The organism is Escherichia sp. KTE159 (genome assembly GCF_000408805.1).
Taxonomy (GTDB): domain Bacteria; phylum Pseudomonadota; class Gammaproteobacteria; order Enterobacterales; family Enterobacteriaceae; genus Escherichia; species Escherichia marmotae.
Genome location: NZ_KE137292.1, coordinates 210,838 through 227,437, shown reverse-complemented (window position 1 = coordinate 227,437; position 16,600 = coordinate 210,838). Strand labels below are relative to the sequence as shown.

Here is a 16,600-nt window from a genome sequence, read left to right as displayed (position 1 = left end):
CATCGAGATGGCAACTGAATGAGTCCCCAGGAGCTTACATTAAGTAAGTGACTGGGGTGAGTGACAAATCTGTCCGTAACAGATTTGAACACCGTGTAACGGTGGCCCGTAAGGGCGAGGCTCATGGATGAGCCGAGTAACTAGCAGCCAACGAAGAGGCAGTTTGAAGGATGAAGTGTATATGAATTTTTTAGCTCACCTGCATTTAGCCCATCTCGCTGAAAGCTCACTTTCTGGCAACTTACTGGCTGATTTTGTTCGTGGAAACCCTGAAGAAAGTTTTCCACCCGACGTCGTGGCTGGCATTCATATGCATCGGCGTATCGACGTTTTGACCGACAATCTGCCGGAAGTCCGCGAAGCACGTGAGTGGTTTCGTCGTGAAACCCGCCGGGTTGCGCCTATCACGCTGGATGTCATGTGGGATCACTTTCTTTCCCGCCACTGGTCGCAGCTATCGCCCGATTTTCCGTTAGAGGAATTTGTCTGTTATGCCCGCGAGCAAGTAATCACTATTCTGCCGGATTCACCACCACGCTTTATCAATTTGAACAATTACTTATGGTCAGAGCAGTGGCTGGTGCGTTATCGCGATATGGATTTCATCCAGAGTGTGTTAAACGGCATGGCAAGCCGTCGCCCACGCCTGGATGCCCTGCGTGACTCCTGGTACGATTTAGACACCCATTACGACGCGCTCGAAAGCCGCTTCTGGCAGTTTTATCCGCGGATGATGGCGCAGGCTTCACGCAAAGCGTTGTAAGGCGTTAATTCATCCACACAGTGGCCGATATCGCTGGCAATGTCAGAATCCCGTCCGCCAGTTGCCCGTGCCCTTCTTTGCGTTGCCACGCTGTAACATTGAGCAACGGTGACGCGGGCAGCACCACTTCACACGCTTCGCCACGGTTAATCGCCACCAGCACACGCTGCTGATTTAGCAAGCGCACAAACACCACCACATTATCTTCCGCGTACAGCACCTGACAGCCACCGCGACGCAGTGCCAGGCTCTTCTTACGCAGCGCAATCATTCGCTGGTACAACGAGAATAGCTCCGCATCTTGTTTTTCCACCTGCCACGGAAATGGCTTACGGCAAAACGGATCATTGTTACCATCCAACCCCACTTCATCACCGTAATAAATACAAGGCACGCCTGGCCAGGTAAACAACCAGACAACGGCCAACGGCAGACGCGCGACGTCTCGTCCGAGCAGCGTTTTAAATCGCGCAGTATCGTGGCTGTCGAGCTGATTAAACATACGCAATTGCTGTTGATGAGAAAGCCCGGCGCGATAATTATCCATCCAGGTCATACAGGTTTGGGCGTCAATCTGCTGGGGATCGTAAGAGATATCGGTGTTGGCCAGAAATCCCCACAACGGGAATGTAAAGCCACGGTAGTTCATGGCGGCATCTTCCACATCTGCCTGCAACCACTGCCGCGCATCACCAAAATATTCACCCACAATGTACGCTTCCGGCTGGGTTTCTTTCGCAGCCCTGGTGATCCCGGCGACATGCAGCAAATTATTGCGCGCACCACCCGCTTCTCCCAGCATATGCATCACATCCAACCGCCAGCCGTCCATATTCCACGGCGCTTTCAGCCAGTGACGAACAATGCTGTCTTCACCGCGATAAATTTCATTCACCAGACTTTCCGACTGATAGTCCAGTTTCGGCAAACTGGCATAGCCCAGCCAGTCGAGCGCCGTGCCATCATCACTAAATGAATACCAGTCACGCCAGGGCGATTCGGGGTTGTGACAAGCGCCGCCCGTTCCACGATTGTGCCGGTCAAACCAGGCATGAGAGTCACCACTGTGGTTAAACACACCGTCCAGTACCAGCCGCATTCCCTGTTGCTGCGTATTGTGCCTCAAACGCAGCAACGCCCCGTCGCCGCCAAACTGCGGATCGACGTGGCGATAATCTTCGGTATCGTACTTATGCACGCTGGGAGCTTTGAATACCGGATTGAGATACAGCGCTGTCACGCCGAGTTTTTTCAGGTACGGCAGTTTTTCGCTTATCCCGTCCAGATCACCGCCATAGAACGTTGATCCGCCCGCTTGTGCCGTGACGGGTTCGTCCCAGCCACGCAGTATGATCTCCCGTCCGGCTGCGTGATGATAATAGACATGATCCTGCGTTGCTTCACGTGACTGACTTCGGGCAAAACGATCCGGGAAGATCTGATAAAAGATTTGATCCGCTGCCCATTGTGGCCCGATATCCGGCACATCGACGGCAAACTGCTCCAACCGTGCTGGCGGTATTTGGCTAAAACCTTGCGGCGTAAACCATCGCTGGCGATCGTGCCACAGCAATTTGAAACTGTAGCGCCGCCGTGGCTGCCCGGTGGAGAGAGAGAGCGCAGCCCGCCATGCTGTTACGCCTGGATGCGGCTGACTGCGCTGTTTATGCATCGGCACTGATGTTTCTTCGTTATCGTTTTCCATGCGCAGCATAATGCGCTGTGGCGGCTCTTCGCCTGTCAACCACAGTGTAATAAGCAGTTGATCTTTGCTTTGCTTAACAAACGGGGGCACCGGCAGGTGCCATGCATTCAACATCATAAATCCCCTGTGATTAAAATATGATCACCTTGCCACAGCCTGATTCAGGATCAATCATCATCTGAAGGATATTTGGGGGGAGGAGGACGGGGGCGGATAACTTTCGGAATAGCCGGATCAGGATGTGTCCTGATCCGGCTGACAAAAGCGGGAATTAGTGGTTTTCAGCCAACTGGCGGTCGTGGCGGCGTTTAAACATCCAGCCAATCAACAGCACAACAATCCACGCGAAACCAACGTACAGAGAGATGCGCGTTTCAGGGTGATAACCAATCAGTCCGATGATAAAGATCAGGAAAATCAGCCCCGCGATAGTCGTTGCCACCCCACCTGGGACTTTAAATTTCAGCGCCTTAACTTCTTCTGGCGGTAGACGGCGACGGAAGGCTATCTGCGACAGTAGGATCATAATCCACACCCACACGGTAGCGAAGGTCGCCAGCGAAGCGATCACCAGGAAGACGTTTTCCGGCATGATGTAGTTCAGATACACCGCAAACAGCAACGCGGTGGTCATTACCAGCACTGTGACCCACGGAATACCACGACGCGACGTTTTGCTGAAGATTTTCGGCGCACTACCCTGCTCTGCCATGCCGTGCAGCATACGGCCTACGCCAAACACGTCGCTGTTAATTGCCGACAGCGAGGCAGTCAGCACAACGAAGTTAAGAATGCTGGCGGCAAAAGTAATGCCCATATGCTGGAACGTCAGCACAAACGGGCTACCGGCAGTGCCGACCTGATTCCACGGATAGATAGACATAATGACGAACAGCGTACCGACATAGAACACCAGAATACGCATCGGCACTGAGTTGATCGCACGCGGAATAGATTTCTCAGGATCTTTTGCTTCACCGGCGGTGATCCCGATAATTTCGATCCCACCGTAGGCAAACATCACCATTTGCAACGACATCACCATGCCTAGCCAGCCGTTACTGAAGAAGCCGCCGTTGCTCCACAGGTTATGGATACCTGTCGGTTGCCCGCCGTTGCCAATCCCCCAGATGATGATGCCGAAACCAGCAACGATCATGATGATAATGGTGGCGACTTTAAAGAACGAGAACCAGAACTCCAGCTCGCCAAACACTTTCACGCTCATCAGGTTGATGGCGCAGATAATCAGCACTACGCTCAGCACCCAAATCCAGTGCGGCACCGTCGGAAACCAGACGCCCATATAGATACCGAAAGCGGTCACATCAGCGATGGCGACAATAAGGATTTCAAAGCAGTAGGTCCAGCCGGTAATGTAACCTGCCAGTGGGCCAAGGTTTTCCTGCGCATAACGCGAGAAAGAGCTGGCAGCAGGGTTATGTACCGACATTTCCCCCAGCGCACGCATAATGATATACGCCGCGGCACCACCGATAATATAGGCCAACAACACGCTCGGACCGGCCATTTTGATGGCGTCTGCCGAACCGTAAAACAACCCGGTGCCAATTGCTGAACCCAGTGCCATAAAGCGTATGTGTCGGGTACTTAGCCCACGCTTTAGCTTGTTCTTACTTTCCATCAATTCCTAACCCATCAACACAATAAAAAACCACGGGGCATCGCAGCCCCGTGGTTAAAACAAATTTTCAGTGATTTAGTGAGCGCTGGAGGCCACCTGACGACCTGCCGCGCGATCCCAGATAATGGCCAGAACCACCATCACCACTGTTGGCATTAACCACGCCAGACCTTGTTCGGCCAGCGGTAAACGCTGCGCCCAGGACGGTAAGATATCGCTGAATGCAGATGCTTTGATCCCGTCGAGAATACCAAAAAGCAGACTGATAAACATCGGCGGAGCAATCACACGGGACGAATTATGCCACCATGAGCGTGTAAAACTTAATACAACCAGTGCGATACATGGCGGATAAATGGCAGTCAGCACCGGCACAGAGATCTGAATCAACTGGCTCAAACCAAGGTTAGACACCACCATCGAGAAGCCGCCGAGGATAAATACCAGGGTACGATAAGAGAGCGGTACATACTGGGCGAAGAACTCCGCACAGGCACAGGTCAGGCCAACCGCCGTGACCAGGCAGGCGATGAAGATTAACGCTGCCAGCAGGAAGCTCCCGCCGCCGCCAAAGGTGTGCTGAACGTAAGCATGCAGAATAGCCGCACCGTTTGCGGATTGGTCAACCAACGACGCGCTGTCTGAACCCAGACGGAACAACGCCAGATAAAGCAGAGTTAAACCAACGCCCGCCATCAGGCCAGCCCAGACGGTGTAACGGGTTAGCAGACGCGCTTCAGTAACGCCGCGAGAACGCGCCGCGTTAACAATAACGATACCAAACACCATCGCACCCAGCGTATCCATCGTCAGATAGCCATTAACAAAGCCGTTAGAAAACGCAGCGTTTTGATAAGCCTCAGTCGCGGTGCTAATAGAACCCGCAGGCCAGACAATTGCAGCAACAGACAGAATGACCAGCGCGATAATTTTCAGCGGCGCAAGGAAGTTACCGACGGTATCCAGCAGTTTGCCCGGATAGAGCGAAACCAGAATGACGATAGCGAAATAGACCAGGCTGTAGATAAACAGCGGCAGTGCAGAATCACCCGTCAGCGGCGCAATACCGACTTCAAAGGAGACGGTTGCCGTACGTGGCGTAGCGAACAGCGGCCCCACCGCCAGATAGCAGACGGTTGCCAGTAACACGCCAGCAACTTTACCGATGGGGGTGCTCAGGCTATCAACGCCGCCGCCAACTTTCGCCAGCGCCACTACCGTTAATACCGGCAGACCAACGGCGGTAATGAGAAAGCCAAACGCAGCAGTCCAGACGTGTTCGCCTGCCTGTAAGCCGACCATAGGAGGGAAAATAATGTTACCTGCGCCGACGAACAACGCAAATGTCATAAAGCCCAGAGCGATAATATCGCGCGATCTTAATTGATGGGTCATAAATCATACTGCCTGTGGATGTGGTGTTGTAACGTTAAATTTTTGTGCCAATCCCTGGGGATGATACAGCGGTATTTTTAAACAATTTCAGCGGGAAATACTCCCAACCTGACGCGGCGAAGAATAGTTTTTCGATTTACCGCTTGAATGCAGTCAGTATGACAGCACCTGAAGCGCAATTTAAACGCTTATAACGTTTTAAAGCAAGATGGGATCTAAAAACCAGAGGGATATAACGATAAGAAATCACTAACCAGTATAAAACGCTATTTCAGCGAAAAAGTCATGGCTAATCATGCGAACAAAAAATAACCAACCCTTGTAAGATTTAGCGCTTATTTTTTGGCTGCAAAGAAAAAAAGCCAGCGTCGGCTGGCTTATGGCAACAAAAAATGACAAAGGCAGATTAATCGTTGTTTTTGGCAATTAAACGTTCCGGCAGAACAAAACTGAAACGCGTACCTTTGCCCACCGTACTGTCAATATTCAGGCGGCTTTCGTGGTGATTCACCGCATGTTTAACAATTGCTAACCCCAGTCCACTACCACCGGTTTGTCGGGAACGCGCTTTATCAACACGATAAAAACGCTCGGTCAGCCGTGGAATATGCTCCGGTGCGATACCCGGCCCATTATCTTCAACACTAAACTCGGCACCGTGCGGCACTCGCTGCCAGCGCACCGTGATATGTGTACCTTCTGGCGTATGATTCACCGCGTTATAGACCAGATTCGAAATCGCACTGCGTAGCTGATCTTCATTGCCAGACACTTTTAGGTCATTATCTATTTCAAAGGTAAATGTCTGTTTGTGCTGACTCAGAGTCTGGGCTTCACGCTCAACGACACGCAGCATCATAGGTACATCAACCTTTTCATTGAGTAACTGTGTTGGCGCAGCTTCAATTTTCGACAACGTCAGCAACTGCTTCACCAGTCCTTCCATTCTCTGGGTTTGCTCGCGCATTGTGTGCAACGCTTTTTCACGTACCGCACCTTCCAGCGGCTGCTCATGCATCATTTCCAGGTAACCCTGCAACACAGTCAATGGCGTGCGTAACTCATGGCTCACGTTGGCAAAAAAGTTGCGCCGAGCCCCTTCCAGTTGATGCATTTGCGTGACATCACGCGCCACCATTAACAGTTGTTTATGCGTATAAGGCATGACGCGAATTTCCAGATGCCGCCCGGTGTTGAGCACCAGATTGAGCGGGCGAGAAAAATCACGCGTTTTCAGATATTGCGTAAATTCCGGATAACGCAGCAGGTTAAGGATGTTCTGCCCGTTATCTTCCGGCCAGCGCAGGCCAAGAGTTTGTTGCGCCAGCCCGTTACACCAGAAGATCCCGCCCTCTTCCGTGGTCAGCACCACCGCATCGGGCAGCGACTCCGCGCCGCTACGAAAGCGTTTGATGAGATTGCCCAGTTCGCGGCGGCGTTTTTTATTACGCAACTGCATCTGGTGTAAGCCATACAGCAGCGGTTCCCAGCTCCCACGCCCGGGTGGCGGCGTCATACTGCGATCCACCCACAGCCACCATGAGAGGCGTAATAAATTCCAGAAATGCCAGATAAGCAGTCCCGTTACCGATGCCAATAAAAACCAGGGCAGATAACCCAAAAAAGCACCCAGGATGAAGGCCGGGAGGCAGCAAAGTAGCAGCTCCAGCACCAGCCTTTTCCACGACAGCCGTTCCAGCACGTAAGATACTCCAGTTATGAACAAACAAGCCTTGCTCTGCGTCCGACGAGCAAGGCGTTAAAAGCGGGTTGAAAAACGATATCCTGTACCGCGCACGGTCTGTACCATGCGGTCATGCCCGCCAGGTTCCAGTGCTTTACGCAGGCGACGAATGTGGACATCAACCGTACGGTCTTCTACATAAACATTGGTTCCCCAGACGTGGTTTAATAGCTGTTCGCGACTGTACACACGCTCGGGGTGAGTCATAAAAAAGTGCAGCAGCTTAAATTCAGTCGGTCCCATCTCCAGCGGTTCTTCGCCCGCCATCACCCGATGAGACGTCGGGTCCAGACTTAGCCCCAGCATCTCGATCACCTCTTCCACCGCCATCGGTGAAATACGGCGCATCACCGCTTTAATACGTGCCACCAGTTCCTTCGGTGAAAACGGCTTGGTGATATAATCATCCGCGCCGGTTTCAAGACCGCGCACACGATCTTCTTCCTCCCCTCTGGCGGTCAACATCACCACCGGTATATCCCGGGTCATCGACTCACGCTTCAGATGTTTGATGAACTGGATACCGGAGCCGCCGGGTAACATCCAGTCGAGGAGAATTAAATCCGGCCAGGGTTCATTCAGTTGGTTCACAGCACTGTCATAATCTTCCGCTTCGACCGGCTGAAAGCCATTTTGCTCGAGCACGAAGCAGACCATTTCGCGAATTGGAGCTTCATCCTCTACGACCAGAATACGTCTCGCCATGATTTGCCCTGTTGTAATAAATAGATTGCGATCATCAATGCGACGTCATTATGCGTCAGATTTATGACAGATTTATGAAAAGAACGTCGCACTCCCCTTCAGGTTATTGATTTCCGTGGCGCAGAAAAAAGCAAATAAGACACCTGATTGGGTATAATCGCGCCTATGCTTTTTCGCCAGGGAATTGTTATGCGCATCCTTCACACCTCAGACTGGCATCTCGGCCAGAACTTCTACAGTAAAAGCCGCGAAGCTGAACACCAGGCCTTTCTTGACTGGCTGCTGGAGACAGCGCAAACCCATCAGGTGGATGCAATTATTGTTGCCGGTGATGTTTTCGATACCGGCTCACCGCCCAGCTACGCCCGCACGTTATATAACCGTTTTGTTGTCAATTTACAGCAAACAGGCTGTCATCTGGTGGTACTGGCAGGAAACCATGACTCAGTAGCCACGCTGAATGAATCGCGCGATATCATGGCGTTTCTCAATACCACTGTGGTCGCCAGCGCCGGACATGCGCCGCAAATATTGCCTCGTCGCGACGGAACGCCTGGCGCGGTACTGTGCCCTATCCCTTTTTTACGCCCGCGTGACATTATTACCAGCCAGGCGGGACTTAACGGTATTGAAAAACAGCAGCATTTGCTGGCAGCAATCACCGATTATTACCAACAACATTATGCAGATGCCTGCAAACTGCGCGGCGATCAACCTCTGCCCATCATCGCAACGGGGCATTTAACGACCGTTGGCGCGAGTAAAAGTGACGCCGTGCGTGACATTTATATTGGCACGCTGGACGCGTTTCCGGCACAAAACTTTCCGCCGGCCGACTACATCGCGCTCGGGCATATTCACCGCGCGCAGATCATTGGCGGCATGGAACATGTCCGCTATTGCGGCTCTCCCATCCCACTGAGTTTTGATGAATGCGGCAAGAGTAAATATGTCCATCTGGTGACATTTTCAAATGGCAAATTAGAGAGCGTGGAAAACCTGAGCGTACCGGTAACGCAACCGATGGCAGTGCTGAAAGGCGATTTGGCATCGATTACCGCGCAACTTGAACAATGGCGTAATGTGCCACAGGAGCCGCCTGTCTGGCTGGATATTGAAATCACTACCGATGAGTATCTGCATGATATTCAGCGCAAAATCCAGGCATTAACCGAATCACTGCCTGTCGAAGTATTACTGGTGCGTCGCAGTCGGGAGCAGCGCGAGCGTGTGTTAGCCAGCCAACAGCGTGAAACACTCAGCGAACTTAGCGTCGAAGACGTTTTTAATCGTCGTCTGGCACTGGAAGAACTGGATGAATCGCAGCATCAACGCCTGCAACATCTTTTCGCCATGACGTTGCAGACCCTCGCCGGAGAACACGAAGCATGAAAATTCTCAGCCTGCGCCTGAAAAACCTGAACTCATTAAAAGGCGAATGGAAGATTGATTTCACCCGCGAACCGTTCGCCAGCAACGGTCTGTTTGCCATTACCGGCCCAACCGGCGCGGGTAAAACCACGCTGCTCGATGCCATTTGTCTGGCGCTGTATCACGAAACGCCGCGCCTCTCCAACGTTTCGCAATCGCAAAATGACCTGATGACCCGCGATACTGCCGAATGTCTGGCGGAAGTGGAATTTGAAGTGAAAGGCGAGGCCTACCGCGCATTCTGGAGCCAGAACCGGGCGCGTAACCAGCCGGACGGTAATTTGCAGGTGCCACGCGTAGAGCTGGCGCGCTGCACAGACGGTAAAATCCTCGCTGATAAAGTGAAAGATAAGCTGGAAATGACGGCGACGTTAACCGGGCTGGATTACGGACGTTTCACCCGTTCGATGCTGCTTTCGCAGGGGCAATTTGCTGCCTTCCTCAATGCTAAACCGAAAGAACGCGCAGAATTGCTGGAGGAGTTAACCGGCACCGAAATTTACGGGCAAATCTCCGCGATGGTCTTTGAACAGCACAAATCGGCCCGCACTGAGCTGGAGAAACTGCAAGCGCAGGCCAGCGGCGTCGCGTTATTAGCGCCTGAACAGGTGCAATCATTAACAGAAAGTTTGCAGGTACTCACTGACGAAGAAAAGCTGTTACTCGCCGCACAGCAGCAAGAGCAACAATCGCTTAACTGGTTAACACGTCTGGATGAATTACAGCAGGAGGCCAGCCGTCGTCAGCAGGCTCTGCAACTGGCGTTGACCGAAGAAGAAAAAGCGCAACCTCAACTGGCGGCGCTTAGTCTGGCACAACCCGCACGAAATCTCCGTCCGCACTGGGAACGTATTGCAGAACACTCTACGGCGCTGGCGCATACTCGCCAACAGATTGAAGAAGTAAATACTCGCTTACAGAGCACAATGGTGTTTCGCGCGAGCATTCGTCACCAGGCGGCGAAGCAGTCGGCTGAATTACAGCACCATCAACAAACCCTGAATGCGTGGTTACAGGAACACGACCGCTTCCGTCTGTGGAACAACGAGCTGGCGGGTTGGCGTGCGCAGTTCTCCCAACAGGCCAGTGAACGCGGGCATCTGCGACAGTGGCAACAGCAATTAACCCATGCCCGGCAAAAACTTAATGCCCTTCCGGCTATCTCTTTAGCTTTAACCGGCGATGAAGTTGCTGTCGCACAAGCGCAACATGCTGAACAACGCCCGCTACGTCAGCGCCTGATTGCACTGCATGGGCAAATTGCTCCCCAGCAAAAACGGCTGGCGCAGTTACAAGCCACTATCCAGAGCGTCACGCAGGAACAGACGCAACGTAACGCCGCACTGACCGAAATGCGCCAGCGTTATAAGGAAAAAACGCAACAGCTTGCCGACGTCAAAACCATTTGCGAGCAGGAAGAGCGCATCAAAACGCTGGAAGCACAGCGCGCACAGTTACAAGCAGGTCAACCTTGTCCACTTTGCGGTTCCACCAGCCACCCGGCGGTAGAGGCGTATCAGGCACTGGAACCTGGCGTTAATCAGGCCCGATTACTGACGCTGGAAAACGAAGTGAAAAAGCTCGGTGAAGAAGGCGCGGCATTACGTGGACAACTGGACGCATTAACCAGGCAGCTTCAGCGGGATGAAAACGAAGCACAAAGCCTCCGGCAAGATGAGCAAGCACTTACTCAGGAATGGCAGACACTCACTGCCAGCCTCAGTATCACCTTGCAGCCGCAGGACGATATTCAACCGTGGCTTACCGCCCAGGAAGAGCATGAAAAGCAACTGCAATTACTCAATCAGCGTCAAGAATTGCAGGCGCAAATTGCCGCGCATAATCAGCAAATTATCCAGTATCAACAGCAAATTGAACAACGCCATCAGCAACTCTCTACGGCATTAGCGGATTACGCGCTGGCATTGCCGAAGGAAGATGAAGAAGAGAGCTGGTTATTGGCACGTCAGCAAGAAGCGCAGATCTGGCAACAGCGCCAGAACGAATTAAGCGGGCTGCAAAACCGCATCCAGCAACTGACGCCAATTCTGGAAACGCTGCCGCAAAGTGATGAACTTCCGCACAGCGAAGAAACGGTGACGCTGGAAAACTGGCGGCAAATTCACGAGCAATGCCTCGCGTTACAAAGCCAGCAACAGACGTTGCAGCAACAGGAAGTTCTGGCGGCGCAAAGTCTGCAAAATGTCCAGGCACAGTTTGACGCTGCCCTACAGGCCAGCATTTTTGCCGATCAGCAAGCGTTTCTTGCGGCACTGATGGATGAACAAACACTAGCGCAACTGGAACAGCTCAAGCAGAATCTGGAAAACCAGCGCCGTCAGGCGCAAACGCTGGCAACTCAGGCGGCAGAAGCTCTGGCACAGCATCAGCAACACCAGCCTGACGGGTTGGATCTCACTTTGACAGCGGAACAGATTCAGCAAGAGTTAGCACAAACTAACCAAAAACTGCGTGAAAATACCACCCATCAGGGCGAGATTCGCCAGCAACTGAAACAGGATGCAGACAACCGTCAGCAACAACAAACCTTAATGCAGCAAATTACTCAAACGACACAGCAGGTTGAGGACTGGGGTTATCTTAATTCGCTGATTGGCTCCAAAGAGGGTGACAAATTCCGTAAATTCGCCCAGGGGCTGACGCTGGATAATCTGGTCCATCTCGCTAATCAGCAACTTACCCGTCTGCACGGGCGCTATCTGTTACAGCGCAAAGCCAGCGAGGCGCTGGAAGTCGAGGTTGTCGATACCTGGCAGGCCGACGCGGTGCGCGATACCCGCACCCTTTCCGGCGGCGAAAGTTTCCTCGTCAGTCTGGCGCTGGCGCTGGCGCTTTCGGATCTGGTCAGCCATAAAACGCGTATTGACTCACTTTTCCTTGATGAAGGTTTCGGCACGCTGGATAGCGAAACGCTGGATACCGCCCTTGATGCACTGGATGCCCTGAACGCCAGCGGTAAAACTATCGGCGTAATTAGCCACGTTGAAGCGATGAAAGAGCGTATTCCTGTGCAAATCAAAGTGAAGAAGATCAACGGTCTGGGCTACAGCAAACTGGACAGCGCGTTTGCAGTGAAATAACTATTCAGCAGGATAATGAATACAGAGGGGCGAATTATCTCTTGGCCTGATTGGTCGTTATCCTGCAAGCTATCACTTTATTGGCTACGGTGATTCGTAGCCGTCCTGTTGGTTGTGATGGTGGTATGAATAAAGTTATTTTATCTTTAGCTCTCGGCACGTTTGGTCTGGGGATGGCCGAATTTGGCATTATGGGCGTGCTCACGGAGCTGGCGCATAATGTGGGGGTTTCGATTCCTGCCGCCGGGCATATGATTTCGTATTATGCGCTGGGCGTGGTGGTCGGCGCGCCGATAATCGCCCTCTTCTCCAACCGCTACTCGCTCAAACATATCTTGTTGTTTCTGGTGACGTTGTGCGTCATTGGCAACGCCATGTTTACGTTATCTTCGTCTTACCTGATGCTCGCCATTGGCCGACTGGTTTCCGGCTTTCCGCATGGCGCATTTTTTGGTGTCGGAGCGATTGTATTATCGAAAATTATCAAACCCGGTAAAGTCACCGCCGCCGTGGCGGGTATGGTTTCCGGGATGACGGTCGCCAATCTGCTGGGTATTCCGCTGGGAACGTATTTAAGCCAGGAATTTAGCTGGCGTTACACCTTTTTATTAATCTCTGTTTTTAATATTGCAGTGATGGCATCGGTCTATTTTTGGGTGCCAGATATTCGCGACGAGGCGAAAGGAAACCTGCGCGAACAGTTTCATTTTTTGCGAAGCCCCGCGCCGTGGCTAATTTTTGCCGCCACCATGTTTGGTAACGCGGGGGTATTCGCCTGGTTCAGTTACGTAAAACCTTACATGATGTTTGTTTCCGGTTTTTCGGAAACGGCGATGACCTTCATTATGATGCTGGTCGGGCTGGGGATGGTACTGGGGAATGTGCTAAGTGGCCGGATTTCAGGACGTTACTCTCCGCTGCGCATTGCGGCAGTGACTGACTTCATTATTGTGCTTGCATTGCTGATGCTCTTTTTCTTCGGCGGTATGAAAACAACGTCGCTGGTTTTTGCTTTTATTTGTTGTGCGGGATTATTTGCCCTCTCTGCACCGCTGCAAATTCTGCTACTGCAAAATGCCAAAGGTGGAGAGTTATTAGGTGCTGCAGGTGGGCAAATAGCGTTTAACCTCGGTAGCGCAGTTGGCGCATATTGCGGTGGTATGATGCTGACGCTGGGGCTGGCATATAATTACGTGGCGCTGCCCGCCGCCTTGCTTTCGTTTGCTGCGATGTCGTCGTTGCTGCTGTATGGTCGCTATAAGCGCCAGCAAGCGGTGGATAATCCGGTGCTGGCGAACCCATTGGGGTAGGTCGCGGTCACGGTGAACGTTGCTTGTTGCCGGATGCGGCGTACAGATATGCTCATTTTGTAGGCCTGATAAGACGCGGCAAGCGTCACATCAGGCATCGGAGTACGATGTCGGATGCGGCGCGAGCGCCTTATCCGACCTGAGCATCAGGCATGATGCACCAATGGCCTAACTGTTTTTACTCTTGCGGCCATAACCACGCGGCACCGCGTACGCCGCTCGAATCACCATGCTTCGCCTTACGTACCGGCGTTTCACATTCTCCACCGAAGACAAATTGTTTAATCAACGGCGGAACCGTTTGATATAAACGGTCAACATTGCTCATTCCACCGCCCAGCACAATCACATCCGGATCGAGAATATTCACCACATGTGCCAGCGATTTTGCCAGTCGTAGCTCGTAACGACGCAATGCCAGCTCTGCAACGGGATCTTTCTCTTCAACAAGACGAACAATTTCGCGGCCTTTCAGCGCATTTCCACTTAAACGATGATAATCCGTGGCAAATCCAGTGCCAGAAATAAAGGTTTCAATACAACCTTGTTTACCGCAATAACAAGGGACTTCCTCGCGATAACGCAGTTCATCTTCGTCCATCCACGGTAGCGGATTATGTCCCCACTCGCCTGCCGTGCCATTGCCGCCGATATGCGCCCGACCATTGAAGGCTACCCCCGCGCCGCACCCCGTGCCGATAATCACGGCAAAGACCGTTTGCGCTCCTGATGCCGCACCATCTACCGCTTCTGAAACCGCCAGGCAGTTGGCGTCATTGGCCAGACGGACTTCCCGCTGCAGTCGCGCACTTAAGTCTTTATCGAATGGCTGACCGTTAAGCCAGGTTGAATTGGCATTTTTCACCACGCCGGTGTAGGGCGAAATCGAGCCTGGAATGCCCATGCCTACCGTTCCGCGCTGCCCTGTCGCCTGCTCCGCCATCTCTACCAACGTGGCGATCGTTTCAATGGTCTGCTGGTAATCATCGCGCGGCGTGGGCAGACGATGACGGTACAACTGCTCCCCGGCCTCGCCCAGTGCAATCACTTCAGTTTTAGTGCCGCCTAAATCGATACCTATACGCACAGAACTCTCCTTATTTTTTTCAATATCAATAGCGTAGAGACGGACACCCGGATTGACAATGCAAGGCCGCCGACAATTCGTTATTATGCCCGCTAAATTTAACGACAAGGCCGTGGAAATTATCATGCTGTGGTTCAAAAATTTAATGGTTTACCGTCTTAGCCGCGAAATTTCGCTGCGTGCGGAAGAGATGGAAAAACAGCTAGCCTCGATGGCATTTACCCCATGCGGCAGCCAGGACATGGCGAAGATGGGCTGGGTTCCTCCGATGGGATCGCACAGCGATTCATTAACGCACGTTGCCAATGGTCAAATTGTTATCTGTGCGCGTAAAGAAGAAAAAATTCTCCCGTCTCCGGTCATTAAACAGGCGCTGGAAGCGAAAATCGCCAAACTGGAGGCGGAACAGGCGCGTAAGCTGAAGAAGACCGAAAAAGATTCCCTGAAAGATGAGGTGCTGCACTCTCTGCTGCCGCGCGCATTCAGCCGCTTTAACCAAACTATGATGTGGATCGACACGGTTAATGGTTTGATCATGGTGGACTGCGCCAGCGCCAAAAAAGCGGAAGATACGCTGGCGCTGCTGCGTAAAAGTCTGGGGTCGTTACCGGTTGTGCCGTTGAGCATGGAAAACCCGATTGAACTGACGTTGACCGAATGGATACGCTCCGGTAGCGCGGCACAGGGATTCCAGTTGCTTGATGAAGCCGAGCTGAAATCGCTGCTGGAAGATGGCGGCGTGATCCGTGCGAAAAAACAGGATCTGACCTGCGAAGAGATCACCAATCATATTGAAGCCGGAAAAGTGGTGACTAAACTGGCGCTCGACTGGCAGCAGCGCGTTCAGTTTGTGATGTGTGACGATGGTTCGCTTAAGCGCCTGAAGTTCTGCGACGAACTGCGAGATCAAAACGAAGACATCGACCGTGAAGATTACGCCCAGCGTTTTGATGCCGATTTCATCCTGATGACCGGCGAACTGGCAGCATTAATTCAAAACCTGATCGAAGGATTAGGTGGCGAAGCACAACGTTAATTGCTGATTTTTCTTCAACGCCAGATAAGACGCCTGCGCGTCTTATCTGGCATGTGACGCCATACCAGTCATTAATATAATCATTCGCTACATCGAGCAATGATTTTTATAACATGGCAAACCGGAGCTTCCACTATTTTAATTGCGCATCAGGTAGCGGTAGCAATGAATTAGAGATTGAACGTCATGGTCAGCAATACAAGCACCTAACCCTTTGATTTAAATGTTAACGTTCAATAAAGCCAATTGATTTGAATATATCAAAAATATAAAAATCAGCAGCCTTTGAAATTTTTAATTATAAAAACAAATTACTTTTCAGAAAAATGCCCTCCCAATCAACGGGAAGGCGAGATATTACAGATAGCGGCACAAATAAGAGGTCGGTTCAGCAACTTGCAAATGGAATTCACTGTGGCCGGGAACATTGAATACGGAACCGGCTTCATACACTTGCCAGTCGGTCGCATCAGGCAGCAACACATTCAGCGCCCCGCTGATTACCGTCATCTCTTCAGGTTCAGCGGTGCTGAAGGTGTATTCGCCTTCAACCATGACACCAACGCTGGCGCGACCAGTGCTGCTGCTGGAAAAGCCGATCGATTTCACTTTGCCGGAAAAGTACTCGTTACTTTGAAGCATAAACTGGCCCTGTCTGGTAGTTAAACATCCACTTCA

General features: G+C 52.0%; 12 protein-coding genes. 5 read left to right on the top strand and 7 right to left on the bottom strand.

The genetic code is table 11. From position 1 onward, the window contains the following. Positions 1-181 precede the first annotated feature (181 nt). Positions 182-763, top strand: coding sequence for an ACP phosphodiesterase (gene acpH / locus A31E_RS20145; RefSeq protein ID WP_001009874.1), 582 nt, complete (start codon positions 182-184; stop codon positions 761-763). A gap of 4 nt (positions 764-767) precedes the next feature. Here acpH and malZ read toward each other — a convergent pair whose 3' ends face one another. From malZ to phoB, 5 genes are all read right to left on the bottom strand, one after another. After that, entirely contained in the window at positions 768-2,585 is a 1,818-nt protein-coding gene (gene malZ / locus A31E_RS20150) for a maltodextrin glucosidase (protein ID WP_016248415.1), read from the bottom strand. 154 nt (positions 2,586-2,739) lie between these two features. Continuing rightward, positions 2,740-4,113: a proline-specific permease ProY gene (gene proY, locus A31E_RS20155; protein WP_001515878.1), complete on the bottom strand. Its 1,374-nt coding sequence runs from the start codon at positions 4,111-4,113 to the stop codon at positions 2,740-2,742. Between the two features lie 75 nt (positions 4,114-4,188). Further along, positions 4,189-5,508 carry a branched-chain amino acid transporter carrier protein BrnQ gene (brnQ, locus tag A31E_RS20160; RefSeq protein WP_001515877.1) on the bottom strand — a complete coding sequence of 440 codons (1,320 nt, stop codon included), beginning with the start codon at positions 5,506-5,508 and terminating at the stop codon, positions 4,189-4,191. A 406-nt stretch (positions 5,509-5,914) separates the two neighbouring features. After that, positions 5,915-7,210, bottom strand: coding sequence for a phosphate regulon sensor histidine kinase PhoR (gene phoR, locus A31E_RS20165; RefSeq protein WP_000893630.1), 1,296 nt, complete (start codon positions 7,208-7,210; stop codon positions 5,915-5,917). A gap of 57 nt (positions 7,211-7,267) precedes the next feature. Continuing rightward, entirely contained in the window at positions 7,268-7,957 is a 690-nt protein-coding gene (gene phoB / locus A31E_RS20170) for a phosphate response regulator transcription factor PhoB (RefSeq protein ID WP_000113928.1), read from the bottom strand. 189 nt (positions 7,958-8,146) lie between these two features. Between phoB and sbcD the strand changes: the two genes are divergently transcribed. From sbcD to araJ, 3 genes are all read left to right on the top strand, one after another. After that, complete coding sequence (gene sbcD / locus A31E_RS20175; RefSeq protein ID WP_016248414.1) at positions 8,147-9,349, top strand: exonuclease subunit SbcD; 1,203 nt, start codon at positions 8,147-8,149, stop codon at positions 9,347-9,349. Further along, entirely contained in the window at positions 9,346-12,489 is a 3,144-nt protein-coding gene (sbcC, locus tag A31E_RS20180; RefSeq protein ID WP_016248413.1) for an exonuclease subunit SbcC, read from the top strand. The genes sbcD and sbcC overlap by 4 nt, the downstream gene beginning before the upstream one ends. Before the next feature lie 125 nt (positions 12,490-12,614). Next, positions 12,615-13,799 (top strand): MFS transporter AraJ, encoded by a 1,185-nt coding sequence (gene araJ, locus A31E_RS20185; protein WP_024193555.1) that lies wholly within the window; start codon positions 12,615-12,617, stop codon positions 13,797-13,799. Positions 13,800-13,977: 178 nt separating this feature from the next. Here araJ and mak read toward each other — a convergent pair whose 3' ends face one another. Next, positions 13,978-14,886 (bottom strand): fructokinase, encoded by a 909-nt coding sequence (gene mak, locus A31E_RS20190; RefSeq protein WP_001219347.1) that lies wholly within the window; start codon positions 14,884-14,886, stop codon positions 13,978-13,980. Between the two features lie 124 nt (positions 14,887-15,010). Here mak and rdgC point away from each other — a divergent pair, with 124 nt between their 5' ends. After that, positions 15,011-15,922 carry a recombination-associated protein RdgC gene (gene rdgC / locus A31E_RS20195; protein WP_024193554.1) on the top strand — a complete coding sequence of 304 codons (912 nt, stop codon included), beginning with the start codon at positions 15,011-15,013 and terminating at the stop codon, positions 15,920-15,922. A gap of 357 nt (positions 15,923-16,279) precedes the next feature. Here the strand turns inward: rdgC and ppnP are convergent, their stop codons facing one another. After that, complete coding sequence (gene ppnP / locus A31E_RS20200; RefSeq protein WP_000941942.1) at positions 16,280-16,564, bottom strand: pyrimidine/purine nucleoside phosphorylase; 285 nt, start codon at positions 16,562-16,564, stop codon at positions 16,280-16,282. Between the last annotated feature and the right edge of the window lie 36 nt (positions 16,565-16,600).